Source organism: Pseudomonas sp. CVAP#3, assembly GCF_018986375.1.
GTDB lineage: Bacteria > Pseudomonadota > Gammaproteobacteria > Pseudomonadales > Pseudomonadaceae > Aquipseudomonas > Aquipseudomonas helvetica.
Genome location: NZ_JAHMSC010000013.1, coordinates 41,056 through 64,414, shown reverse-complemented (window position 1 = coordinate 64,414; position 23,359 = coordinate 41,056). Strand labels below are relative to the sequence as shown.

20 protein-coding genes are annotated in these 23,359 nt (G+C 61.4%); 6 read left to right on the top strand and 14 right to left on the bottom strand.

Annotated elements, in window-relative coordinates:
* Positions 1 to 19: 19 nt before the first annotated feature.
* Complete coding sequence (locus tag KRR23_RS20595) at positions 20 to 589, bottom strand: hypothetical protein (protein ID WP_216744005.1); 570 nt, start codon at positions 587 to 589, stop codon at positions 20 to 22.
* Between the two features lie 298 nt (positions 590 to 887).
* Between KRR23_RS20595 and ilvD the strand changes: the two genes are divergently transcribed.
* Complete coding sequence (gene ilvD / locus KRR23_RS20590; RefSeq protein ID WP_216744004.1) at positions 888 to 2,729, top strand: dihydroxy-acid dehydratase; 1,842 nt, start codon at positions 888 to 890, stop codon at positions 2,727 to 2,729.
* Positions 2,730 to 2,831: 102 nt separating this feature from the next.
* Here ilvD and KRR23_RS20585 read toward each other — a convergent pair whose 3' ends face one another.
* Genes KRR23_RS20585 through KRR23_RS20575 form a run of 3 tightly spaced genes read right to left on the bottom strand, consistent with a single transcriptional unit; the run spans position 2,832 to position 6,547 of the window.
* Complete coding sequence (locus KRR23_RS20585; protein WP_216744003.1) at positions 2,832 to 4,058, bottom strand: SGNH/GDSL hydrolase family protein; 1,227 nt, start codon at positions 4,056 to 4,058, stop codon at positions 2,832 to 2,834.
* 1 nt (position 4,059) lies between these two features.
* Positions 4,060 to 5,160 (bottom strand): SGNH family hydrolase, encoded by a 1,101-nt coding sequence (locus KRR23_RS20580; protein ID WP_216744002.1) that lies wholly within the window; start codon positions 5,158 to 5,160, stop codon positions 4,060 to 4,062.
* Complete coding sequence (locus KRR23_RS20575) at positions 5,147 to 6,547, bottom strand: MBOAT family protein (RefSeq protein ID WP_367880661.1); 1,401 nt, start codon at positions 6,545 to 6,547, stop codon at positions 5,147 to 5,149. Before KRR23_RS20575 ends, KRR23_RS20580 begins: the two co-directional genes overlap by 14 nt.
* A 311-nt stretch (positions 6,548 to 6,858) precedes the next feature.
* On the opposite strand from KRR23_RS20575, the gene KRR23_RS20570 reads away from it, so the two are divergent.
* Positions 6,859 to 8,250 carry an L-cystine transporter gene (locus KRR23_RS20570; RefSeq protein WP_216744000.1) on the top strand — a complete coding sequence of 464 codons (1,392 nt, stop codon included), beginning with the start codon at positions 6,859 to 6,861 and terminating at the stop codon, positions 8,248 to 8,250.
* Positions 8,251 to 8,369: 119 nt separating this feature from the next.
* Here the strand turns inward: KRR23_RS20570 and KRR23_RS20565 are convergent, their stop codons facing one another.
* Positions 8,370 to 8,882, bottom strand: coding sequence for a dihydrofolate reductase (locus KRR23_RS20565; RefSeq protein ID WP_216743999.1), 513 nt, complete (start codon positions 8,880 to 8,882; stop codon positions 8,370 to 8,372).
* A gap of 85 nt (positions 8,883 to 8,967) precedes the next feature.
* On the opposite strand from KRR23_RS20565, the gene KRR23_RS20560 reads away from it, so the two are divergent.
* Positions 8,968 to 10,347, top strand: coding sequence for a DUF2868 domain-containing protein (locus tag KRR23_RS20560; RefSeq protein WP_216743998.1), 1,380 nt, complete (start codon positions 8,968 to 8,970; stop codon positions 10,345 to 10,347).
* On the top strand, positions 10,340 to 11,722 hold the full coding sequence (locus KRR23_RS20555; protein WP_216743997.1) for a GTPase/DUF3482 domain-containing protein: 1,383 nt from the start codon (positions 10,340 to 10,342) through the stop codon (positions 11,720 to 11,722). The genes KRR23_RS20560 and KRR23_RS20555 overlap by 8 nt, the downstream gene beginning before the upstream one ends.
* On the opposite strand, the gene KRR23_RS20550 is transcribed toward KRR23_RS20555, so the two are convergent.
* From KRR23_RS20550 to KRR23_RS20515, 8 genes are all read right to left on the bottom strand, one after another.
* Positions 11,646 to 12,254 (bottom strand): hypothetical protein, encoded by a 609-nt coding sequence (locus KRR23_RS20550; protein ID WP_216743996.1) that lies wholly within the window; start codon positions 12,252 to 12,254, stop codon positions 11,646 to 11,648. The two genes, KRR23_RS20555 and KRR23_RS20550, sit on opposite strands and share 77 nt — an antisense overlap.
* Positions 12,255 to 12,339: 85 nt before the next feature.
* Positions 12,340 to 12,924: a phosphonate degradation HD-domain oxygenase gene (locus tag KRR23_RS20545; protein WP_216743995.1), complete on the bottom strand. Its 585-nt coding sequence runs from the start codon at positions 12,922 to 12,924 to the stop codon at positions 12,340 to 12,342.
* The gene (locus KRR23_RS20540; protein ID WP_216743994.1) at positions 12,924 to 14,057 is read right to left on the bottom strand and encodes a TIGR03364 family FAD-dependent oxidoreductase; all 1,134 of its coding nucleotides are present in this window, start codon (positions 14,055 to 14,057) and stop codon (positions 12,924 to 12,926) included. Before KRR23_RS20540 ends, KRR23_RS20545 begins: the two co-directional genes overlap by 1 nt.
* Positions 14,058 to 14,246: 189 nt before the next feature.
* On the bottom strand, positions 14,247 to 15,272 hold the full coding sequence (locus KRR23_RS20535) for a putative 2-aminoethylphosphonate ABC transporter substrate-binding protein (RefSeq protein WP_216743993.1): 1,026 nt from the start codon (positions 15,270 to 15,272) through the stop codon (positions 14,247 to 14,249).
* Between the two features lie 53 nt (positions 15,273 to 15,325).
* Positions 15,326 to 17,050: a putative 2-aminoethylphosphonate ABC transporter permease subunit gene (locus KRR23_RS20530; protein ID WP_216743992.1), complete on the bottom strand. Its 1,725-nt coding sequence runs from the start codon at positions 17,048 to 17,050 to the stop codon at positions 15,326 to 15,328.
* Positions 17,050 to 18,126 (bottom strand): putative 2-aminoethylphosphonate ABC transporter ATP-binding protein, encoded by a 1,077-nt coding sequence (locus KRR23_RS20525; protein WP_216743991.1) that lies wholly within the window; start codon positions 18,124 to 18,126, stop codon positions 17,050 to 17,052. The genes KRR23_RS20530 and KRR23_RS20525 overlap by 1 nt, the downstream gene beginning before the upstream one ends.
* Positions 18,127 to 18,413: 287 nt before the next feature.
* A complete protein-coding gene (locus KRR23_RS20520; RefSeq protein WP_216743990.1) occupies positions 18,414 to 19,277 on the bottom strand; it encodes a LysR family transcriptional regulator in 864 nt (287 codons plus the stop codon).
* Positions 19,278 to 19,293: 16 nt separating this feature from the next.
* On the bottom strand, positions 19,294 to 21,426 hold the full coding sequence (locus KRR23_RS20515; protein ID WP_253912193.1) for a heavy metal translocating P-type ATPase: 2,133 nt from the start codon (positions 21,424 to 21,426) through the stop codon (positions 19,294 to 19,296).
* A 45-nt stretch (positions 21,427 to 21,471) separates the two neighbouring features.
* Between KRR23_RS20515 and KRR23_RS29185 the strand changes: the two genes are divergently transcribed.
* Together KRR23_RS29185 and cadR are read left to right on the top strand one after the other, a co-directional pair.
* Positions 21,472 to 21,645 (top strand): hypothetical protein, encoded by a 174-nt coding sequence (locus KRR23_RS29185; protein WP_253912203.1) that lies wholly within the window; start codon positions 21,472 to 21,474, stop codon positions 21,643 to 21,645.
* A gap of 49 nt (positions 21,646 to 21,694) precedes the next feature.
* Positions 21,695 to 22,144, top strand: a complete 450-nt coding sequence (gene cadR / locus KRR23_RS20510) for a Cd(II)/Pb(II)-responsive transcriptional regulator (RefSeq protein WP_054594507.1) — start codon at positions 21,695 to 21,697, stop codon at positions 22,142 to 22,144.
* On the opposite strand, the gene KRR23_RS20505 is transcribed toward cadR, so the two are convergent.
* Entirely contained in the window at positions 22,141 to 23,322 is a 1,182-nt protein-coding gene (locus tag KRR23_RS20505; RefSeq protein WP_216743988.1) for an MFS transporter, read from the bottom strand. The two genes, cadR and KRR23_RS20505, sit on opposite strands and share 4 nt — an antisense overlap.
* Positions 23,323 to 23,359: the final 37 nt, after the last annotated feature.

The following is a 23,359-nucleotide window of genomic DNA, read 5'->3' as shown; positions in this document are numbered from 1 at the left end:
TTTGTGGGGTCGGGCAGCACTAGCAGACCGTCGTCATGGTGTTACGGCGCAGCAGAGTCGCCAGGCACAGGCCGATCAGAAACAGGCCGAGGGAGAACGCCAGGGTCGGTCCGGCAAAAAACACCAGGGCATCCCAACCGCCCTTGAGCGGGTCATGGTAGGTGGTCCAGACTTTTAACAGGGCCTGGGCGATCCAGGGCAATGGCAAGGCCAACGCCACCCACAGCGCAGAATCGAAAAAGCGTCGCCAAAAGTGGGCGAGCCCCGGCAACGCAGCCGCGCTGAGCACGGTCAGCAGCGTCAACCCCGCCACCACACTGCCCAGTACCACCAAGGTCAACGGCAGCCCGCGACAGGCCAGGACCAGACCCGCCACCACCAAAGCCAGGGCAGCGGACGCCAACCAGGTGCGCCATTGGCCTCGACGCTCAGGCAGCAGTTGCAACAGAGTGCCGCCCATCAGCAGGCCCGCGCAGATCTCGGCCATTGCCCCAGACAAACGATTGGAGAGCACAACGCTCATCAGCAGCAGGCCCTGGACCAGCCCCACGACCAGGTAAAACCTCAAGGTTCGAAGCAGTGCAGACATTCCAGTTCCATTGGAGAGTGATCGAAGGGCGCGCAGTCTACCTCAGCACCCCGTCGCCCGGCAGCAGGCAATCGCACGCCGCGAGCGGCTACAACGTTCCTTCCTGACGCCAGCGGTGTAGAATCGAATGATTCATCGCCAGTCATCCCCCGGCGGGTTTATGAGCTCGAGGCCCAAGCAAGCGGCGATCCCGCGACGCGAGTGGCAACTTTCGGACACACGGCCATTTCTGAGTGTTCCCAAGGTCAATAGAAGCTCACTCCCCTTTTGATACCTGCTTAGCCGCCCGGAGTGCTCCATGCCTGATTACCGCTCGAAAACATCCACCCATGGCCGCAACATGGCCGGCGCCCGCGCACTGTGGCGCGCTACGGGGATGAAAGATGACGACTTCAAAAAGCCGATCATCGCCATTGCCAACTCGTTCACCCAATTCGTACCGGGCCACGTCCACCTCAAGGACCTCGGCCAACTGGTCGCCCGCGAGATCGAACGTGCTGGCGGCGTCGCCAAGGAATTCAACACCATCGCGGTCGATGACGGCATCGCCATGGGTCATGACGGCATGCTGTATTCGCTGCCGAGCCGCGAGATCATCGCCGACTCCGTCGAGTACATGGTCAACGCCCACTGCGCCGACGCCATCGTGTGCATCTCCAACTGCGACAAGATCACCCCTGGCATGCTGATGGCCGCCCTGCGCCTGAACATCCCGGTGATCTTCGTCTCCGGCGGCCCGATGGAAGCCGGCAAGACCAAACTCGCCAGCCACGGCCTCGACCTGGTCGACGCCATGGTCATCGCCGCCGACTCCAGCGCCTCTGACGAGAAAGTCGCCGAGTACGAGCGCAGCGCCTGCCCGACCTGCGGTTCGTGCTCCGGCATGTTCACCGCCAACTCGATGAACTGCCTGACCGAAGCCCTCGGCCTGGCACTGCCGGGTAACGGTTCGACACTGGCCACCCACAGCGACCGTGAACAACTGTTCCTGCAAGCCGGCCGCACCATCGTCGAACTGTGCAAACGCTACTACGGCGAGAACGATGAGTCGGTGTTGCCACGCAACATCGCCAACTTCAAGGCGTTCGAAAACGCCATGACGCTGGACATCGCCATGGGCGGTTCGACCAACACCATCCTGCACCTGCTGGCCGCCGCCCAGGAAGCCGAGATCGATTTCGACCTGCGCGACATCGACCGTCTTTCCCGCCACGTTCCGCAACTGTGCAAAGTCGCGCCAAACATCCAGAAATACCACATGGAAGACGTGCACCGCGCCGGCGGGATCTTCAGCATCCTCGGTTCCCTGGCCCGTGGCGGCTTGCTGCACACCGACCTGCCGACCGTGCACAGCAAGACCATGGCCGACGCTATCGCCAAGTGGGACATTACCCAAACCACTGACGAAGCGGTGCACCACTTCTTCAAGGCCGGGCCTGCGGGTATCCCGACCCAAACCGCGTTCAGCCAGTCGACCCGTTGGGAAACCCTCGACGACGACCGTGAAAACGGCTGCATCCGCAGTGTCGAACACGCCTACTCGCAAGAAGGCGGCCTGGCCGTGCTGTACGGCAACATAGCCCTCGACGGCTGCGTAGTGAAAACCGCCGGTGTCGACGAGTCGATCCACGTCTTCGAAGGCAACGCGAAGATCTTCGAAAGCCAGGACAGCGCCGTGCGCGGCATCCTTGCTGATGAAGTGAAAGAAGGCGATATCGTTATCATTCGCTACGAAGGTCCGAAAGGCGGTCCGGGCATGCAGGAAATGCTCTACCCGACGTCCTACCTGAAATCCAAAGGCCTGGGCAAAGCCTGCGCCTTGCTCACCGACGGTCGTTTCTCCGGCGGCACTTCGGGTCTGTCCATCGGCCACGCTTCGCCAGAGGCCGCTGCTGGCGGTGCAATCGGGCTGGTACGGGACGGCGACAAGGTGTTGATCGACATTCCGAACCGCTCGATCAACCTGTTGGTTAGCGACGAAGAACTGGCTGCGCGCCGCGTAGAGCAAGACAAGAAAGGCTGGAAACCGGTTGAAGTGCGTCCACGTAAGGTGACCACCGCACTGAAAGCCTACGCCTTGCTGGCGACCAGCGCCGACAAGGGCGCTGTACGTAACAAAGCGATGCTCGACGGGCTGTAATGCTTAACCGTTGAACACAAAAATGCCCCGCCAAGTGCGGGGCATTTTTTTGCGTTTCAGAAGACCCTGTGGGCGCCTAAAGCTGTGCAGCCTCAGCAAGGCTCACGGCATGCGCTCGCCCAACTGCCCCCGCAGGAAGCGATACAGTCCCTCGGCGCTCTTGCGATAACCATCCGCGGTCAGGTGCACCAGATCATTGCGGGCCAGCTCATTGGCCTGCCACTGGCTGATGGAGCAATCGCCGCCCATGAAGGCCTGCCAGTCCCAGAACAGCGCGCGATTGCGCTGCGCCACGGCTTTCTGGATCTGGATGACCTGTCGCAAGGGCTGCGGCTGCGCGGAAGCGCAGGCACTCGCGCCACGGTGCTTGATGGAGTCCGGCGCACCGACCAGCAGAATCACGGCCTTGGGCAAGGTTTTACGCAACAGGGTGATTTTGTCCTGCAACTGGCTCCGGTATTTATCCAGATCCAGGTCGTCGTCGAAGGCCTCGTTGGTGCCGTAGGCCAGGATGACCATGTCCGGGCGCAACGCCTTGAGGGTGTCCGGCCAATCGGCCTGCCACTTGTCCAGCACGTCCAGCCGGGCACCGTTGATGCCCAGCGCCGAATAAATCACCCCGGAGCTCTTCTGCCCGAGGATATTCCAGCCACCCAGGGCCAGTCCCTCAGTATGGGTGACACTCATTTCCACTGGCAGCGTCACGTTGTTGAACGGCGGGCTGAAGCGCCACTGCCCGCCCGTGGCCGCAAGCATGCGACTGGCCTGAGTGAGATTGGTCTGGGCCTTGAGGCTGCTGTTGGCAGTCGCCTGATAGAGCGCTGAAATCCGGTACTGCTGGAGACTGCCTTCGCGCTCGGCGATCTGCACCTTGGCCCCCGGGGTCATCGGTAACGACAAGTAACCGCCCAGTGGGAACTGAGTACTTTGTTGATTACGCGCCGAGACCAGCGACCACTGACGATTGGCGGCGGTGAGGATGACGCGTTCATAGCGCGTGCCGGGCACAGGCGTTGCGGCGACAAACCCTATCCCGCCATCACCGTACTGGGCCTGCAACAACCGCCGCACCTCACCACTGAACAGATCGGCCGCCGTGTGGGAGTCGCCCAACTGCACAATGGTGATCGGCGTGCGATCCGCCGTATTGAACTTGCGCGCCAGTGCCACCAGGTTCGGATCGCCGCCCCCCACCGGCACGACGTTCTTCGAGGTGTAGCCAGGTTTTTTCGGCGCAGACGCCGGTGTGGCCTGGACCTCGGTCGTGGGGCTGCAACTGCTCAGCAGAGTAATGCTCAACAACAGCGCAATGCCGTGCAGTCGCCGCATATCAGTGCTCCGTCAATTGTTGGCTGGGAAAGTTGATCAGCGACAACACGCGTTCGGCGATCAGCCTTTGCCCGGTCGGCGTGAAATGGATGCCGTCATCGACCCGGGTCTTGACCTTCCGGCTACCGTCGACCGTCAGGTAATAGGAGAACTCATCGGTTTGATAGCCCAGAATCTCGTTGGCCGACACAAAGTGCTGATGGTAGGCCGCAAGCTGGCTTTTGTAGAGCCCGTTCAGGTAGGCCATGGCCGTCGACAGCTTGGCCTTCTCCATGTTCGGCGGGCCGACCCAGATCACCTGTACCCGGTGCGCGCGGGCAGAGTCGAGAATGGAGTCGATACGCTGACGATAGGCCACTTCCCATTCGGGGGTCTTGAAGCGCAAGAATGGTTTGTGCTTGCCTTCGGGCATGTCCCAGGGATCGTTGGGGCCGAGGAACATCACCATCAGGCGAATCTTCGGGTGGCCCTGCAAGGTGCTTTCGATGGTCTTCGGCCAGTTGAAGAAGCTCGGGTAGGCCAGCCCGGTACTCTGCCGGCTCAGGTTGATGCTCTTGACCTTGTAACGCTTGAGCAGGGTGTTCGCCATATGCGGGGCGACCCCTTGCATCAGCGAGTCACCGACAAAAAGCACCTCGTCACCGAGCGCCAGCGTCGCCATCAGCGGAGTGACCGGCGCGCCGTCAACGGGCGGCGCAGGCTTCACCGCGGGATCAGTCACGACCTGGGGCGGAGCTTCTACCGATTTCGCTGCCTGTTCGAGTGTCGGCAATGGCGCGAGCGTCTCGCCAAGCGGTTCCTCTTCATTTACTGCAGCTTGAGCCTGATCGATCAGTTTGACGTCATCCAGGCCCTCAAGCCGGGCGATGAAACCTGACCGCGCATCCGCCAGCGTCTGGTTCAACTGAGCCCCGAAACGCCACTGCGGATTCTGCGCCAGGCCGGGAATCTCGCAGCCATCGTGATACTTCTGCTGACAGTACAGACGAATCGAGTCCTGGTTGAACCAAAACAGCAGCGCGCTGATGACGAGGATCGCATACAGCACTTTGAGTGCGCCGCTCAGGTTCGTGGACAGTGGCGATGCGTTAGAAACTGGCATAGATAAACCCCGGTACGCCCGATGGAGAAGCAAAGATAACCACGCAAATAAACAGCCCCAACGGCACTGGATACAGCAGCCATGGCAACCGGACAGTGGCGTCGAACAACCGACGCGTCAGCGCCACAATCTGTGGATAGATCGCCACGAACAGCAGGCAGCCCAACAATGAAAGACCATTGCTGACCAGCCCCGCCCGCGACATCCCGCCCAGACCGCCGAGCATCTCGATGGCATCGCCAAGGGATGCACAACGGAAGAAGATCCAGGCAAAAGCCACATAGTGGAAGGTCAACAACCGCGCCAGCAGATCGGCCCCCAGCCAGGTCGGACGCTCCGGCAGCCAGTGGCTGAAGAGTTTGTACAGCGCCAGTCCCACGCCATGCAGTGCACCCCAGATGATGAAATTCACACTGGCGCCGTGCCACAGCCCGGAAATCAGCATGGCCAGCAGCATGTTCAGATTGCCGCGCCAGACCCCACGGCGATTGCCACCGAGCGGGATGTACACGTAGTCACGGATAAACGTCGACAGACTGATGTGCCAGCGCCCCCAGAATTCCTTGAGGTTACGCGCGGTGTACGGGAAGTTGAAGTTCAGCGGCAAACGGAAACCCAGCAACAAGGCAATACCCGTCACCAGGTCGGTGTAGCCGCTGAAGTTGAAGTAAATCAGGAACGAATAACCGTAAACGCTGCGCAAGATCTGCTCGGCCGAAAAGCTGACGGACGACTCGAACACCGGGTCGACCCATTCGTTGGCCAGCCAGGAACTGAGGAAGAACAGCTTGACCACCGCCAGCGCAATCAGCCCCAACGCCCGTTGCGGTTCCAGCACCTGCCGGGCTTGCGTTGGGCGAATCTGCGGCAGCATGTCGGTGGCCCGGTTCACGGGACCGGCGATCAGGCTCGGGAAAAACGCCAGGTACAACGCCAGGTCAAAAGGCGAACCTGGTTTTAGCTCGCCACGGTTGATCGACACCAGGTAGCTGACCGAGTGAAAGGTGTAAAACGACAGTCCGACCGGCAGCAACACTTCCAGCAGCGGCAGCGAGACTTCAAGCCCAAGCTGAGCGAAGGCGCTTTGCACCGTACTGGTAAAGAAGTCCTGGTACTTGAACAGGTAAAAGCAGCCGAGCACCAGTAACAACATCAACCCGCTGACGAATGAGCGCCCCGGAAAACGTTCACTCAGCAACCCGAGCAGGTACACCAGTGCGGTGTAGCCCAGCAGGATGTAGAGGAAGTCCAGACTGAAACTGGCGAGGATCGCGTAACTGGCGGCCAGCAACAGTACGTTCTGTAGACGCGTACTCCAGCACACAGACCAGTAAACGAGGAAAAAAAGGATGAAACACAAGCCGAATTCAATCGAGAGATAGCTCACAGCGTAGTCCATTACGTACAGCAGAAATCCAAGCCCGGCACTGAAAAACAGGCCGGGACGCAAACGGCCGCGAGTATGGCAGAACGCCTTTAGCCGTCACAAGTTGAAACACTATTACGAATGAACAAAACCCAATTTTACTGAATATCCTCCGGTCAGCCTGGCCGGTTTCGCCACAGCGCCATCGGCTTATTCCAAAAACCACAGTAACCATGCGTTTTAGATATTAATTCATTAGATATCAAGCTGTTAGGCTTTCCGGTTCGCAATCGCCCCGGAACGCGATTGGCACAAGTCTTTTTGGAGCCTCAATGAATCTGCCGCTGATCCTCAATCTGCTGGTGTTCCTCGCCTTGCTGTTCGGCCTGGCGCAAACCCGTCACACCACCTGGAGCCTGGCGAAAAAAGTCCTGGTTGCGCTGGTGCTGGGCGTGGTGTTCGGTGTTGCCCTGCACACTGTTTACGGTGCCGGCAGCCCGGTGCTGAAGGCCTCGATCGGCTGGTTCGATCTGGTCGGCAACGGTTATGTGCAGTTGCTGCAAATGATCGTGATTCCGCTGGTGTTCGCCTCGATCCTCAGCGCCGTGGCTCGTCTGCACAACGCATCGTCGCTGGGCAAGATCAGCTTCCTGACCATCGGCACCCTGCTGTTCACCACCGCCATTGCGGCGCTGATCGGCATTGGCCTGACCAACCTGTTCGGCCTGACCGCAGAAGGTCTGGTGGCCGGCACCCAGGAAATGGCTCGCCTGCAAACCATTCAAACCGACTACGCGGGCAAGGTCGCTGACCTGAATGTCCCGCAGTTGCTGTTGTCCTTCATCCCGCAGAACCCGTTCGCCGATCTGGCCCGGGCCAAGCCGACTTCGATCATCAGCGTGGTGATCTTCGCCGCATTCCTCGGGGTCGCGGCGCTGCAACTGCTCAAGGATGACGTCGAAAAAGGTCAGAAAGTGCTCAACGCCATCGACACCCTGCAAGCCTGGGTGATGCGTCTGGTGCGTCTGGTGATGAAGCTGACCCCGTACGGCGTATTGGCGCTGATGACCAAAGTGGTTGCCGGTTCCAACCTGCAGGACATCATCAAGCTCGGCAGTTTCGTGGTGGTGTCCTATATCGGCCTGGGCCTGATGTTCGTGGTTCACGGCCTGTTGGTGTCACTGGCCGGGATCAACCCGCTGCGCTTCTTCCGCAAAGTCTGGCCGGTGCTGACCTTCGCCTTCACCAGCCGCTCCAGCGCCGCGAGCATTCCGCTGAGCATCGAAGCACAAACCCGTCGCCTGGGCATTCCTCAATCCATCGCCAGCTTCGCCGCCTCGTTCGGCGCGACCATCGGCCAGAACGGCTGTGCCGGTCTTTACCCTGCGATGTTGGCGGTCATGGTTGCACCGACCGTGGGCATCAACCCGCTCGATCCGCTGTGGATCGCGACCTTGGTAGCGATTGTGACCTTGAGTTCGGCAGGCGTTGCCGGTGTCGGCGGTGGCGCAACCTTCGCCGCGCTGATCGTACTGCCGGCCATGGGCTTGCCGGTGTCACTGGTGGCGCTGCTGATCTCGGTTGAACCGCTGATCGACATGGGCCGTACCGCCTTGAACGTCAGTGGTTCGATGACTGCCGGTGCGATTGCCAGCCAGATCATGCAGCAGACCGACAAAGAACTGCTGGATGCGGATGAGCATGAGGAACTGGCTCAGGCGTAAACCGCACTGATCGTTCCCACGCTCTGCGTGGGAATGCCTCTAAGGACGCTCCGCGTCCAGTGACGCAGAGCGTCACGGGCTGCATTCCCACGCGGGAGCGTGGGAACGATCTCATGCTTTTAGGCTCGCTCCCAAACCTCGAAGCTATAGGCTGGTTTATCACCCTCAGCCGGATTCGGGACATTCGACACCAGCTTCCACTGTTCCAGATCAAACTCCGGAAACCACGCATCACCCTCAGGGCTTAGCGCCACGCGAGTCAGGTACAGCCGATCGGCCTGTGCCAGGCCTTGCGCATACAACTGCGCGCCGCCAATCAGCATCAACTCATCGACGCCCTGCTCCAGCGCCCATTCCTGCGCCCGAACCACCGCTGCTTCCAGCGACGGATAGACTTCCGCGCCTTCAAGTTGCAGGTCGGTCTGACGACTGACCACGATGTTCAACCGGCCGGGCAACGGGCGACCGAGCGAATCCCAGGTCTTACGACCCATGATGATCGGCTTGCCCAGCGTGGTGGCCTTGAAGTACTTGAAATCCCCCGGCAAGTGCCAGGGCATGCTGTTGTCGACGCCGATCACACGGTTTTCACCGAGGGCTGCGATCAGGCTGAGGGGGAGAGTTTTTTTCATGCCGGCGAGGATACCAGAGCCTCGCTTACCCCGATAAGCGCCACAGCGGTTATGCTCAGCGTTCATTTGAGCGACGGGATGCCGCGTGACTGAACTGACCACACTGCAAACACTTTGGCTGACCGAAACCATCCGCCTGCGTGAGGAACACGCAGGCCCACTGGAAGACCAGGAAGCCAACCGTCTGGCCCGCAGCGCGGGCGGCGACCTGCCGACCCGCATCAAGGCCCGCGCCTTGTGGCTCGCCGAGCGCGATGGCTTGACCAGCGCTTTGCACCATTGGCTGCAAGGCGCGCGACTGGCGCTGATCGTACTGGCCGTACTGGCAATCGTCAGCGGCGCCGGCCTGGCGTTCGCCGCGCTGAGCGACGGCCAGACACCGGTCAACGTGTTCTGGGCCCTCGGCAGCCTGCTGGGGCTGAACCTGATTCTGCTGCTGAGCTGGGCCTCGGGCCTGATATTCGCTGGCGATTACGGCGCCACCCTCGGGCGTTTGTGGTTGTGGCTCAGCGAAAAACTCGCCCGTGACGCCAAAGCCGCGCAACTGGCGCCGGCCCTGCTGCTGTTGCTGCAACGGCAGAAACTCAATCGCTGGGTACTCGGCGTGCTGGTCAACGGCTTGTGGCTGCTGGCGATGCTCAGTGCGCTGGCGATTCTGCTGACGCTGATGGCCACTCGGCGCTACGGTTTCGTCTGGGAAACCACGATTCTCAGCGGCGACACGTTCGTGGTCATGACCCAGGCGCTTGGCGCTCTTCCGGCACTGCTCGGCTTCAGCGTGCCGACCGTGGAGATGATCCGCGCCAGCGGCGACACCGCACTGAATATCGAAAGCGCCCGGCAAGCCTGGGCCGCATGGCTGGTGGGCGTGTTGCTGGTGTACGGCGTATTGCCGCGCTTGCTGCTCGCGCTGTTCTGCCTGTGGCGCTGGACAACCGGGCGTGCGGCATTGCATCTGGACCTGAACCTGCCCGGCTACGCGCCGTTGCGTGAACAACTGATGCCGAGCAGCGAACGCCTCGGCGTCAATGATGTCGCACCCGAGCGCCTGCATCAGGTCGAAGGCGGCGCCAGCGCGCTGGACAGCGACGGTGCGTTGCTGGTGGCCATCGAACTCGACGACCAGCGCCCATGGCCGCCGCAACTGCCGAAGAACGTCAAGAACGCAGGCATCCTCGACAGCCGCGAGTCCCGACAAAAGTTGCTGGAACAGCTGACCCGTTTCCCGCCGGAACGCCTGGCCATTGCCTGCGACCCTCGGCGCTCGCCGGATCGCGGCAGCCTGGCGTTGATCGCCGAACTCGCCCGCAGCGCCAGCGCGACACGGATCTGGCTGCTGCAAGCGCCGCCCGGTCAGGCACTCGACGCCGAACGCCTCGGCGACTGGCACACCGCGCTGCAACAGTTGGCGTTGCCGTTCGCTGACTGCGCGCCGATGAACTGGCTGGAGTCGGGTCATGACTGAATCAAAAAAGACGCCGCTGAAGCTCGCCGTGGTCGGCCACACCAACGTCGGTAAAACCTCATTGCTGCGCACCCTGACCCGCGACGTCGGTTTCGGCGAAGTCTCCCATCGTCCGAGCACCACCCGGCATGTCGAGGGCGCTCGGTTGTCAGTGGACGGCGAGGCCTTGCTTGAGCTTTACGACACGCCAGGGCTGGAAGACGCTATCGCCCTGCTCGATTACCTGGAGCGGCTGGAACGCCCCGGTGAACGCCTCGACGGTCCGGCGCGGCTGGCGCGTTTCCTCGACGGCAGCGAGGCGCGTCAACGTTTCGAACAGGAAGCCAAAGTACTGCGGCAACTGCTGGCGTCCGACGCTGGCCTCTATGTGATCGACGCCCGCGAGCCGGTGTTGGCCAAGTACCGCGATGAACTGGAAGTGCTGGCCAGTTGCGGAAAACCGCTGCTGCCAGTGCTGAATTTCGTCAGCAGCGCCAACCACCGCGAGCCGGATTGGCGCGACGCCCTGGCCCGTTTGGGGCTGCATGCGCTGGTGCGTTTCGACAGCGTGGCGCCGCCCGAAGATGGCGAGCGCCGGCTCTATGAAAGTCTCGCGCTGCTGATGGAAAGCGCACGCGCTCAGCTTGAGCGATTGATCATCGACCAACAGGCCCAACGCGCAGCCCGCCAGCAAAGCGCGGCACGTTTGATCGCCGAACTGCTGATCGATTGCGCCGCCTGCCGACGCAGCGTGGTCAGTGATGCCGCACAGGAACAGCAGGCCATCAGCGAACTGCGCAAAGCCGTTCGCCAACGTGAACAACGCTGCGTCGAGGCGCTGCTCAAGCTGTACGCCTTCCGCTCACAGGACGCCGCCGCCAGCGATTTGCCGCTGCTGGATGGTCGCTGGGGCGATGATTTGTTCAACCCTGAAACCCTCAAGCAATTGGGCGTACGCGTCGGCGGCGGGATCGCCGCTGGCGCGGCGGCCGGTGCCGGCGTGGATTTGCTGGTAGGTGGCCTGACCCTCGGCGCGGCGGCGCTGGCTGGGGCGATTGCCGGCGGCGCCCTGCAAACGGCGCGCGGTTACGGCAGCCGCTTGCTGGGCAAAATCAAAGGCCAGCGTGAGCTGACCGTTGACGACAGCGTGCTGCGTTTGTTGGCGTTGCGTCAGCGGCAACTGGTGCAAGCCATGAACCTGCGCGGACACGCGGCGATGGACAGCATCCAGGTCGCCACACCGCAGGACAAGAGCTGGCGCGAAGGCAAACTGCCGGAGGCGCTGACCAAGGCGCGGGCCCATCCGCAGTGGTCTTCGCTCAATTCTCATGCACGGTTGAGCCAGGCGGAACGCCAGGAGCAGGTAGAGGTGTTGGCGGGCAAAGTGCTGGAATGACCGTTTCCACGTGCCGCAAAGGAATGCAGCCGTGACGCTTCGCGTCACTGGACGCAGAGCGTCCCTTGAGGCATTCCCACGCGGGAGCGTGGGAACGATCATTCCAGCCAAACTTCAAAAACTCCTTGGCCAATAACCTGACAAGACCCCGGTCCTTCCTGTCTGCCCGCCCGTCATTATTCACGTCCGAACTCAAGATCAACTCCAGAATCCCGTCGTTATCAAGGTCACGTGCAACGGCTTTGTAGACCGTTATCGCCCCTTCACGAAAGTACATCCACACCGACTCAGGCGTACCGTCACCCGTGCGGTTATCAGCGAGGATGTGCAGGTAGCGCTCTGCCTCATTCGTCTTGTGCCAGCCGAGCTTTAAAAAAGCCTGGGCGAACTTGCGAAGGGGCAGAGAATCAGTCCCTGTGTCACGGATTGTCTCCTCCCGATACACCACTGCATCCGCATAAAATTGAAAGTGAACGGCGTCCACCGCTCCCCTTTCGCTACTGTCCCAAGCAATCACTTTTACGTAACGCATCCATGCGCTCCCTTCTCAAACGACCAACCTAAATCCTTGCAGCAAGGCGGTCCATGCCTCGTTTCGCTATTGGTCGTGAGATAGCTCAACGGACGTCGAGCGCCACAACGCCGGTGCTACGCAATAACCTGTAGGCTTTCGCCTTCAAGACCTCAAGATCAATCACCGGCACCCACAGCTCTTTCGCCTGCTCGTCCCACTGGCGCATCCGCAGGCTGATCGCACACAACGGATCGCGCTCAAACGCCTGTGCCTCTTCAGCCGTCATTATCCCGCCCTGATATTCCAGCGTGCGCCGACTGGCCTCGCTCAAGCGTTCGTAATAGCCCGGCTCTTTGAACGTCAGGTAACGCTTGGCCTGAACGTGGTATTCCACCAGCCGCGCCATACGTTCGCCAAAGCCCAACCGACGCAAGTAATCGGCGCCGAGGCATTCATGGCTGACCACGCCAAAGCCGTCCATGCTCTGAGCGTTCTCGGCGCACAGATGCCCGATGTCGTGGAAGAACGCGGCCAGCACCACTTCATCGTCGAAGCCTTCGGCCATGGCCAGTTCGGCGGCCTGGGACATGTGCTCGATCTGCGACACCGGCTCGCCGATGTAGTCGCTGTCACCGAAGCGCTCGTACCAGCCGAATACTTCAGCAACCACCCGTTCGTTGCAGCCCATCAGTGTTCTCCCAGCAAGGTCCTGACGTTATGTTCAGCCATCGCCGGCCCGACGCTCATGCCGACGCCCGTGTGCATCAACGCGGCATGCACGCCCGGTGCAGCCTGCAGGAACGAAAACGGCAACGCTCCAAGAGCGCCATAGACGCCCTGCCACCGCTCGACCACCTGCACCTTGCAGCCCAGGGTTTGCTCGGCCAACTCGATCAGCCAGTTATCGACCTGTTCCGCGTTGAACGGTGAAGGGTCGCTGCCGTAGTCGTGGGAGTCGCCAATGATCAGCTCACCGTGCGGCGTTGGGCTGATCAGCAAGTGAATACCGTGTTCGTGCAAGTGCGGCGCCTCACGCAGAATCTGCGCCTGCACTGGCGCAGCTTCCGGCAAATCGGCAAAGGCGCCGTAATGCACGCAGCTCAAACCGGTGAGCAGCGCATGTTGCAGATTTAGGTTGATTTGCGGTCGCGCGCGGAGCATTTGCAGACGGCAGATCTGCGGTTTGAGTGCAGCAATCGGCTCGGCCAGCAGGGTCTGATAATCGTGGCCGGAGCAGACGATGATCTGCTCTCCCGTGAAGCTGCCGGCGGTGCTGTGCACACGACCGGGTTCGATGTCGCGCACCAGGGTGGAAAAGTGAAACTCCACGCCGAGGTCGCGGCGCAGGTAGTCGATCAACGCTGGAATCGCTTCGCGCGAATACAGTTGCTGGTCATCCAGGCCGTGCAACGCCGCGCGGTGATGACGAAACTGGCCACCGTACACATCGCCCAATGCGGCGCCGCGCAACAGCTCGACGCGGTAACCGTGTTCGATCGCGCGGCCGGCGCAGAAGGCTTCCAGCAGTTGTTCTTCAGCTTCGGTGCGAGCAAACAGATACGAGCCGTTGCGCTTGAGCTGCAAGCCTGCCCGTTGCGCCCATTGGCCCCAGATTTCGCGGCTGGCCCTGGCCAGTTCGAGCATCTGCCCCGGCGGCTGGCCGGTGACCAGCGCCTGGCCAAAGTTGCGCACCGAGGCCCCCAAAGGCGTGGCGCTGCGCTCGAAGACCTTGACCTTGAGCCCGCGCCTGGCCGCGGCATAGGCGTGGGAAAGGCCGAGAATGCCGGCACCGACGATCAGCATGTCGCTGTGGTGAGTCATGTTTCATTTCCTGAACATTTCGTGCGAACGGAAGCGATCCCCTGTGGCGAGGGGGCTTGCCCCCGTTCGACTGCGCAGCAGTCGCAAACCCGGATCACGCATTCCGTCTGAAAAAAACGCGTTGGGCGGGTTTGGGGCCGCTTCGCAGCCCAGCGCGGGCAAGCCCGCTCGCCACAGGGGGGGCGTCAGCTACTTGGCAACCACCTTCTCGGATTTGCCGTCATAGCGTTTGCGCCACTCGCTGAGGATCTCGTCGCGGTTTTTCGAGGCCCAGGCGAAGTCGTTCTTGATCAGGCGTTGTTCGTAGTCAGCCGGCAGTTCGGTCTGCGGCTTGGCGATGCCAGGCTGGGCGAGTACCGCGAAGTTTTCCTTGTACAGCTCCATCGCCGCGGGGCTGGCGGAGAAGTCGGCGAGTTTCTTCGCCGCGTCTTCATGCGGTGTGCCTTTGATCACAGCGGTGGCTTCGATTTCCCAGCCCAGGCCTTCTTTCGGCAAGACAATATCCAGCGGCGCGCCCTGGCGCTTCAACTGCACCGCCGGGTATTCAAACGAGATACCAATCGGGAATTCGCCGGCAGCCGCCAGCTTGCACGGCTTGGAACCGGAGTGAACGTACTGGCCGATGTTCTGGTGCAGTGCGTCCATGTACTGCCAGCCCTGCTGCTCGCCAAAGGTTTGTAGCCAGGCGCTGACATCGAGGAAACCGGTGCCGGACGAGGCCGGGTTCGGCATGACGATCTTGCCTTTGTATTCAGGCTTGGTCAGGTCCTGCCAGCTCACCGGTTTGCTCAGGCCCTGTTTCTCGGCTTCGACGGTGTTGAAGCAAATGGTTGCCGCCCACACGTCCATGCCGACCCAGGCTGGCGGATTGGCGGCGTCGCGGTAGTTGCCGCCGATCTTGCCGAGGTCCTTCGGTGCGTAGCTTTGCAGCATGCCTTGCTGATCGAGAATCGCCAGGCTGGACGCCGCCAGGCCCCAGACGACGTCAGCCTGCGGGCGGGCTTTTTCGGCCAGCAGTTTGGCGGTGATGATCCCGGTGGAATCGCGCACCCACTTGATCTCGACGTCAGGATTAGCCTTTTCGAATGCTTCTTTGTAGGTCTTCAGTTGTTCGGCTTCGAGGGCGGTGTAGACCGTCAACTCGGTTTTCGCCGCGAAGGCGTTCAGGCTGAAAGCAGTGAGGACAGCAGCGGCCAGGGCCATAGGCTTGAACATGTCTTTTTCCTTTTGTTTACCGGCAGTTGAGTTCAGGTTTGCGGGATTGGAAATCAGTTGCCGGGCGTGGTTTGCCGCCAGGCTTGGGAGCGGCGCAGCAAGCCGCGCGACGCCCAGGCCAGGAGCAGGGAAACGCCCGCCGAGGTGAACAGAATCAGGGTCGACATAGCCGCTGCGCCGCCGACGTTGCCGGCGTCGTCCATGTTCAGCACTGCCACCGCCGCAAGGATGGTGTCGGGGCTGTAGAGGAAAATCGCTGCCGACACCGTGGTCATCGCCGAGACGAACAGGTAGCGCACGATGTCCAGCAGCGCCGGCAGGCAGATCGGCACGGTGACGCGCAGGTAGTGGCGGTACAGCGGCGCCTTGAGCGACAGCGCAGCGGCTTCGAATTCGGCGTCGAGCTGACGCAGCGCGGTGGTGGCGGTCATTTGCGCGGTGGTCAGATAGTGCGCAATGGTGCACACCACCAGCAGGGTCATGGTCCCGTAGAACACATGCAGCGGGTTGCCGCTCAGGTTGAAGAAGAACACGTAGCCCAGGCCCAGCACCAACCCCGGCACCGCCATCGGCACGAAGCTGAGCATCCGCAGCGCCAGGTTCAAGCCGCGCTGGCCGCGGGTTTTCTCCATCAGATAGGCGCCGGTAAAAATCAAACCGCTGCCGATCAACGCCGTGCACAAGGCCATCTTCACGCTGTTGCCGTAGGCCAGCCAGCCACCACCAGCGGTGTCGCCAAACTGGTAGTGATTGAGCGACAGCGACAGGTTGTACGGCCAGAACTTCACCAGCGACGAGTACACCGCCATGCCGAACACCAGCAGCAGCGCGGCGCAGATCAGCAACACGATGGTCAGGTAGCAACCGTCCCGCAGCCGCGACGGTGCCGGTTGGAAGACTTGCGCCCGCCCGCTCATGGTGTCGCCGTGACGACGACGCAACCACGCGTCGACGCCGAAGCTGAACAGTGCCGGCAGCAGCAACACCATGCCGATCAGCGCACCGCGACCGAATTGCTGCTGGCCGACCACGGCTTTGTAGGCTTCCAGCGCCAGCACCTGATAATCGCCACCGACCACCACCGGCACACCAAAATCGGTGATGGTCAGGGTGAACACCAGGCAGAACGCGGCGAACACCGCTTGCCGGGTCGCTGGCCAGGTAATGCTACGGAACGCCTTGGCCGGACTGGCGCCCATGCTCGACGCGGCATCGAACAAACGCGCATCGGCCAGGGACAACGCCGAGAGCAGGATCATCAAGGCGTGGGGAAAGGTGTAAATCACTTCGCCGAGGACAATGCCCCAGAAACCGTAGATATTCTCAGGCAGCAGCCCGCGCAACAGGCCCTGGTTGCCGAACAGGTACACGAGTGCAATGCCGGGCAACATCGACGGCGCCATCAATGGCAGCAGCGACATGCCACGCCAGATCGCCTTGCCGGGAATCAGTGTGCGTTGCAGCGCGTAGGCAAACAGGTAGGCCAGCGGTACGACAATGGCCGCCACGCTGAGGGAAACTTTCAGGCTGTTGCCCAGCAACCAGTGAAAGTTGGCGCTGGTCAGCAGTTCGCGGGCGGCAAGCAGACCACCGCCCTGCCCGGCGTCGCTGCTGAAGCCGCGCCAGAAGATCGCCAGCAACGGCATCAACACCGCGACGCTGAGCAGGCACAGCAGCAAGACTTTGCCACCCACCACGAATACCCGGTCGCCTATTTCGGCACGGGAAGTCTGCCGAACCTGCTTGTGCGGTATCGGCAGGGTGATCGGCGTGCTCATCAGGCAAACACCTGCAAACTGCGCGGCGGCAAGGCGACCATGATGTCCTGCGCGCCGAGGCGTGGCATGGCTTCAGGCGCCAGCTCGGCCAGCAGCGCATGACCCGGCAGTTGATTGAGTTCAAAGCTCATCCGGCAGCGATTGCCGAGAAAGGTGATCTCGCGGACCTTGGCCGGGAACAGGTTTTCCTCGTGCACTGGCGGGTTGACGTTGATCGCTTCCGGGCGACAGAACAGCCGGCCCGACGCAGCTTTGCCGGAGTTGTCGGCCAGCCGCACATTCATCCCACCGACTTGCGCGTGGCTGTCGCTGTTGCGCTGGAACGGCAGCCAGTTGCCCTGCCCGACGAACTCGGCAACAAACGGCGTGGCCGGGCGATTATAGATTTCCTGCGGCGTAGCGTACTGCTCGACCTTGCCGTTGTTCATCACGGCAATGCGGTCGGCCATCAGCATGGCCTCGTCCTGGTTGTGGGTGACCATCAAGGTGGTGATGCCGAGGTTGCGCTGCAATTGACGCAACTCGGTGCACAGATGCTCGCGAACCCGGGCGTCGAGGGCCGACATCGGTTCGTCCAGCAGCAACAATGACGGCGCCGGCGCCAGGGCTCGGGCCAGCGCCACGCGTTGTTGCTGACCGCCGGACAATTGGCCGGGGTACTTCTTTTCACTGCCAATCAGGCCCACCAGTTCGAGCATTTGCACGACGCGCTTGCGCACTTCTTCGCGACCACTGCCGGCCAAGCCGTAGGCAATGTTGGCTTCGACGGTGAGGTTGGGGAACAGCGCGTAGGACTGGAACAGAATGCCGTAGTCCCTAGCCTGCGGTGCCAGTAGGGAAACGTTCCGATCACCGAGGAACAACTCGCCGCGATCCTGGCGCTCAAGGCCGGCGATGCAGCGTAGCAAAGTGGTTTTGCCACAACCGGAAGGCCCGAGCAGGCACACCAGTTCACCTGCGGCGACATCCAGCGAAACGTTATCCAGCGCGGTGAAGGCACCGAAGCGTTTCTCGATACCGCGCACCTTCATCGGCGCGCCGGGGAAGACCTGGGCAGTTGCGTTCGGGTGGTTCATGGACGGACCTCATCAAGCAGATGAAGGCCATCCTAGGTGGGTAATGCGTCCGTCCTGTGGCAGCGAGGCAAAAACGGCCGATAGTGGTATTCGGGGATTTGGGTTGTTCGAGACTTCAGGATCTACCGACGGGCACATTGTGGCGAGGGAGCTTGCTCCCGCTGGACCGCGCAGCGGTCCCAAAATCAGAGCAGAGCACTGTCAGGTAAAACGCATTCTCTGGGTTTACGACTGCTGCGCAGCCGAGCGGGAGCAAGCTCCCTCGCCACAGGGTGGGAACGATCATCTCAGGCCGGGGCCATTTCCTGCGCCAGGCCGAGAAACGCCGCCGGCAGGCGTGCGCCTTTGCGTTCTTTGAGGCAGTACAGGTATTCAGGGATCTGCGGCGCGTTTTCGATCGTCAACACCCGCAGTTGCGGGTCATGGGGTACTTCCTGGCGGGCGATGATGCTGATGCCGATGTTGCGCAGCACCGCTTCACGGATCGACTCTCGGCTGCCGATCTCCAGCAACGGGCCGAAACTCACTCCTGCGGTTGCCAGCAACGCTTCAGTCAGACGACGGGTGGTCGAGCCGGCTTCACGCATCAACAGGGTGTGCCCGACCAGCGCACTCAGTGGAACATGATCATGCACCGCCAGCGGATGGTTGCGGTGCACCGCCAACACCAGCGGATCGCTGCCCAGCACGCGGCGGATCAACCGCGAGTCTTCGAGCAATTGCGATGACGCAGCGATGTCGACCCGGTATTCCTCAAGGGACTCGAGCACCTGTTGGGAGTTGCCGATTTCCACCGAGACTTCCACCTGCGGCAGGCGCTCGCGGAAGGTTTTCACCAGATCGAGAATGTAATACGGCGCAGTGGCAGCGATACGCAACGCGCCTTGAACCTGGCCACTGTTACGCAGGAAAAACTCGATATCGGCTTCCTGCTGCAACAGCGTTTTGACCATCGGCAGTAACCGCGCGCCATCCTCGCTGACCGTCAGCCGACGACCACCGCGATAGAACAATTCAACCGAGTACTGACTTTCCAGATGACGAATCTGGGTGGTCACCGTGGGTTGGCTCAGGCCGAGCTTTTTCGCCGCGAGGGTAATGCTGCCCAATCGCGCGACCATGTAAAAAGCCTTCAGCTCGGCACTCAGCACTTAACCCCCGCATCGATTATTTGCGCAACAGGCGCAGACCGTTGAACACCACCAACAAGGCCACGCCCATGTCGGCAAACACCGCCATCCACATGGTGGCGAGACCCACGAAGGTTACCCCAAGAAAGATCGCCTTGATGATCAACGCCAGGGCGATGTTTTGCGTGAGGATATTCGAAGTTTGCCGCGACAGCCGGATAAATGCCGGAATCTTGCGCAGATCATCATCCATCAGGGCGACATCGGCGGTTTCAATCGCGGTATCAGTACCGGCCGCGGCCATCGCAAAACCGATCTGCGCGCGAGCCAATGCCGGTGCATCGTTGATGCCATCGCCGACCATCCCGACTCGATGCCCCTTAGCGTACAAGCCTTCGATAGCCTTGAGCTTGTCGGTTGGCAGCAGGTCACCTCGCGCCTCATCAATACCCACCTGGGCGGCAATTGCTCGAGCGGTGTGCGGGTTGTCGCCGGTCAGCATCAACGTCTTGATGCCCAGTTCATGCAGCTGCCGGATAGCTTCGCGGCTGGAGGCCTTGACCGTATCGGCCACCGCGAACAGTGCCAACGGACCCGAGGTGTCGAGCAACAACACCACGGTCTTGCCCTGTTCTTCGAGGGCAAACAGTTTCTCTTCCAGCGCCGGTGAGCACAGGCCCAGCTCTTCCACCAGGCGGTGATTGCCCAAGTGGTAAACCTGACCATTTATCTCTCCGCGCACGCCCCGACCGGTCAGCGCTTCGAAGTTATCCACAGCGAGCAGCGTCAGCTGCTTATCCACAGCCGCATTGGCGATGGCCAGCGATACCGGGTGATCGGAACGTCCGGCGAGGCTGGCGGCCAGAATCTGCGCGGTGTCTTCGACTGTCGGGTCCAGGGACAGATAATCGGTCTGCACCGGTTTGCCATGGGTGATTGTGCCGGTCTTGTCCAGCGCCAGGTAATCCAGTTCGTGACCACCCTCCAGGTACACGCCGCCCTTGATCAGGATGCCTTTACGGGCCGCCGCTGCCAGACCGCTGACGATGGTCACCGGGGTAGAAATCACCAGCGCGCAGGGGCACGCGACCACCAGTAGCACCAGTGCACGGTAGATCCAGTCGAACCAGGCCGCGCCCATGAACAGTGGCGGAATGAGCGCCACGGCCAAGGCGAAGATAAACACCACCGGCGTGTAGATTTTCGAGAAGCGGTCGACGAACCGTTGGGTCGGCGCCCGTGCGCCTTGCGCTGCTTCCACGGCATGGATGATCCGCGCCAGGGTCGAGTTGTTGGCAGCGGCGGTCACTTTGAATTCCAGAGAACCGGCCTGGTTGATGGTCCCGGCGAAGACTTTGTCGCCGACGGTTTTCTCGACGGGCAGGCTTTCACCAGTGATCGGCGCCTGATCGATGGTCGAGCTGCCGGACAGCACTTCGCCGTCCAGGCCTATGCGTTCGCCGGGACGAACCCGCACTCGCGCCCCCAACTCGATGCTTTTAACTTCCTGCTCCAGCCAAGTTCCATCGGCCTGTTGCACGGTGGCTCGCTCGGGAGTCATCTGCATCAGCCCGCTGATTGCATTGCGCGCGCGGTCCAGGGATTTGGCTTCGATCAGCTCGGCCACGGTGAACAGGAACATCACCATCGCCGCTTCTGGCCACTGGCCGATCAACACTGCACCGGTCACCGCGATACTCATCAGCGCGTTGATGTTCAGGTTGAGGTTCTTCAGAGCGATCCAGCCCTTTTTATAGGTGCCCAAACCGCCGCTGAGGATCGAGATCAGCGCAACGATCGCCACCACCCAGGTCGGCGCGGCGCTGGTGAAGTGAATCACTTCGGCCGCCAAGGCACCGACACCCGATACTGCCAACGGCCACCAGGGCTTTTTCACCGGCGCCGGGCTGGCTTGAGCATCCGAACCCTGCTCAATGGGTTCGGCCAACATGCCGATGGACTTGATGGCGTCGATGATCGGCGCGGTGCTCGGCAGGTCGTGAGTCACGCCGAGTACGCGGTTGATCAGGTTGAATTCCAGTTGCTGCACACCCGCAAGCTTGCCGAGTTTGTTCTGGATCAGCGTCTGCTCGGTCGGGCAGTCCATGGCGTCGATGCGAAAACGGCTCAGGCGCGCGCCATCGGTCGGTGTTTCACTGAGTTTGATCAATGAAGGCGCCGCCGCACTGGAACAGCAAGAGCCGCCACCACTTGCGTGATCGTGTTTCTGAACCGGCTGAAGTTTTTGCCCGTGGCTGTGATCGTGATCGTGATCGTGATCGTGATCGTGATCGTGATCGTGATCGTGATCGTGATCAGCGTGGGGTTTGTGGGTGTGCTGGGAATCGCTCATAAGGTCGCGTCCGAAAAGGTGCCTGTTGCCAAGTGAACACCCTGTAGCCACTATAGGGTCAAGCAACCTTTTGGAGATCGACGCAATGAAGATCGGCGAACTGGCGAAACTGACCGACTGCCAGGTCGAAACCATCCGTTATTACGAGCGTGAAGGCCTGTTGCCGGAACCGGCCCGCAGTGAAGGCAATTACCGCGTGTACACCCAGGCCCACACCGAGCGCCTGACCTTCATCCGTAACTGCCGCACCCTCGACATGACCCTCGAAGAAATCCGCAGCCTGCTCAGCCTGCGCGACAGCCCGCAGGACCAATGCGAAAGCGTCAACGCGCTGATCGACGAGCACATCCACCACGTCAAGGCGCGGATCGACGGCTTGCTGGCCTTGCAGACACAGCTGCTGGAACTGCGCCAAAGCTGCAGCGAACGGCCGGATATCGAGCAGTGCGGGATTTTGCAGCAGCTGGAGGTCAGCGGTGGCGTGGCGGCGAGCGAAGCCGAGCATTCCCATGTCGGCCGAAGTCACGGGCATTAAGCCGCCCGGCGCAGCATCAGCAACAACATGGCTAACGCGGCCAACACCGCGCCGGTGATGAACGTGCTTTGCGCCCCGACGGTTTGCCACAGCCAGCCGGCGAGAACACTGGCAATCAACAGGCAAACGCCACTGAGCAGATTGAAAATACCGAACGCCGTGCCCTTCAGTTCGTCGGGGGCCGTATCAGCCACCAGTGTGGCGAGGATGCCTTGGCTGAATCCCATGTGCAGCCCCCACAGGGCTACGCCCAACATCATCGTCAGGATCGAATGGCTTTGCGCGAGCACCAGGTCCGCCAACACCAGCAGCCCCATCCCGAGACACAGCAATTTCGTGCGACTGATGCGGTCTGACAACCAACCAGCCGGGTACGCGGACAGCGCATAGAACACCGACATAACCACCATCACCAGCGGCACCCACGTGGCTGACAAACCGGCCTGCTGCGCCCGCAACACCAGGAATGCTTCGCTGAAACGCGCCAGCGTAAACACCCCTCCCACGACAACCACCCACCAGTACCCGGACGAGAAGTCGTGAAGGACTCGCCAATGAATGGGCGATCGAAAGGTGTGCTTGCCAACAGCGTGCTCAGGCTCTTTTACGCCAGCGACAATCAGCGCCACTGCGATGACCGCCGGGATCACGGCAAACCAGAGCACCCGCTGGATATCGGCGAGCCAGAGCATCAGCACGATGGCAAGCGCAGGGCCGACAAAGGCGCCGACAGTGTCCATCGACTGGCGCAAACCGAAACACGCACCGCGAATTTCCAGAGGAGCGACATCCGCCACCAAGGCATCGCGCGGCGAGCCGCGAATGCCTTTGCCGATACGATCGAGAAAGCGCGCGGTGAACACCACATCCACCGAGTGAGCCAGCGGGAACAGCGGTTTGGACAACGCGGCCATACCGTATCCCACTAACAGCAAGCCTTTGCGTCGACCGATAAAGTCGCTGATCGCACCCGAGAAGACTTTGACGATCATCGCCGTCGCCTCGGCGATGCCTTCGATCACCCCGACTGTCAGCGCGCTCGCGCCCAGGGTCGTGACCAGAAACACCGGCAGCAGGCTGTGCACCAGTTCGGACGAAACATCCATGAACAGGCTGACAAAGCCCAAGGCCCAAATGGTTCGCGGAATACGCAGAGACTCCGATCCGACCTGATTCACGTGTTCATCCTGTCGTGCTCCAAGGCCCTATCGAAGG

Coding starts and splice junctions, on each gene's coding strand:
- ilvD (WP_216744004.1), top strand. CDS start 888: ATGCCTGATTACCGCTCGAAAACATCCACCCATGGCCGCAACATGGCC.
- KRR23_RS20580 (WP_216744002.1), bottom strand. CDS start 5,160: ATGCCAGTTTCTAACGCATCGCCACTGTCCACGAACCTGAGCGGCGCA.
- KRR23_RS20540 (WP_216743994.1), bottom strand. CDS start 14,057: ATGACTCACCACAGCGACATGCTGATCGTCGGTGCCGGCATTCTCGGC.
- KRR23_RS20570 (WP_216744000.1), top strand. CDS start 6,859: ATGAATCTGCCGCTGATCCTCAATCTGCTGGTGTTCCTCGCCTTGCTG.
- KRR23_RS20550 (WP_216743996.1), bottom strand. CDS start 12,254: ATGCGTTACGTAAAAGTGATTGCTTGGGACAGTAGCGAAAGGGGAGCG.
- KRR23_RS20585 (WP_216744003.1), bottom strand. CDS start 4,058: ATGCGGCGACTGCACGGCATTGCGCTGTTGTTGAGCATTACTCTGCTG.
- KRR23_RS20565 (WP_216743999.1), bottom strand. CDS start 8,882: ATGAAAAAAACTCTCCCCCTCAGCCTGATCGCAGCCCTCGGTGAAAAC.
- KRR23_RS20545 (WP_216743995.1), bottom strand. CDS start 12,924: ATGGGCTGCAACGAACGGGTGGTTGCTGAAGTATTCGGCTGGTACGAG.
- KRR23_RS20555 (WP_216743997.1), top strand. CDS start 10,340: ATGACTGAATCAAAAAAGACGCCGCTGAAGCTCGCCGTGGTCGGCCAC.
- KRR23_RS20535 (WP_216743993.1), bottom strand. CDS start 15,272: ATGTTCAAGCCTATGGCCCTGGCCGCTGCTGTCCTCACTGCTTTCAGC.
- KRR23_RS20595 (WP_216744005.1), bottom strand. CDS start 589: ATGTCTGCACTGCTTCGAACCTTGAGGTTTTACCTGGTCGTGGGGCTG.
- KRR23_RS20530 (WP_216743992.1), bottom strand. CDS start 17,050: ATGAGCACGCCGATCACCCTGCCGATACCGCACAAGCAGGTTCGGCAG.
- KRR23_RS20525 (WP_216743991.1), bottom strand. CDS start 18,126: ATGAACCACCCGAACGCAACTGCCCAGGTCTTCCCCGGCGCGCCGATG.
- cadR (WP_054594507.1), top strand. CDS start 21,695: ATGAAGATCGGCGAACTGGCGAAACTGACCGACTGCCAGGTCGAAACC.